General features: G+C 62.1%; 1 pseudogene. It reads right to left on the bottom strand.

Annotated elements, in window-relative coordinates:
• Nucleotides 1–675: pseudogene (locus EN780_RS39345) on the bottom strand (PD-(D/E)XK nuclease family protein); the annotation flags it as partial.

Genomic DNA, 675 nt, shown 5'->3' with positions numbered 1-675 from the left:
TCGCTAGTCCGCGCCAGAAGGCGATCGCCTTCGCTGAAGGCGTGCTCTGGCGATCGCGTTCTAGAAAGAGGACGTTCCACAATACTGCGCTCAAGCAACGCGCTCCTGGCAAGAACTGTGCCCTCGGCGGATCGCCTGCTTCGCGAAAGCGTAATTTGAGCGGCCGGATGACCAGACAGGATTTCAAAGCTCAGACGGTCGCGGTCAAGGCGCGACAGGTCCACCAGTGCGCGCGCGCCAAGGATATGATCGGGCAAAAGGGGATCGGCGCTATCACCGCGCGGCCAGGTTCTGCCCGACAATCCAACCAATCGCATATGCTTGCGTGGTGCTCCCACAAGGTCTGCGGCTCGCGCCCACACCACATGATTGACGGGATCCTTTTCGTCAGCGACGCGAAGCGAGGCCAGGGTCATTTCCATTGCCGCAGCCGGGGCTCGGCGGAGGGCCTCCTGCCAAAGGCCGAGGCTCTTGCCGCGCAGCAGCTGAGTTCCAAGCCTGAGCGCTGATTTCGGACCATCGGCGACGTCCTGCAATATCGGCATAAGGATCGTTGCGAGCACGGCACCGTCAATGGAAGTCAGCCCGTGCAAGCTTCTCGCCCAGTGCTCCGGCTCGAAAAGACCTGCCTCGGACGGGATCGCCTTCATCCAGTCGGTGGCCAGCGTCTCAGAC

It is taken from the genome of Mesorhizobium sp. M4B.F.Ca.ET.089.01.1.1 (genome assembly GCF_004022605.1).
Classification (GTDB): domain Bacteria; phylum Pseudomonadota; class Alphaproteobacteria; order Rhizobiales; family Rhizobiaceae; genus Mesorhizobium; species Mesorhizobium abyssinicae.
This window is presented reverse-complemented; position numbering and strand designations above follow the sequence as displayed.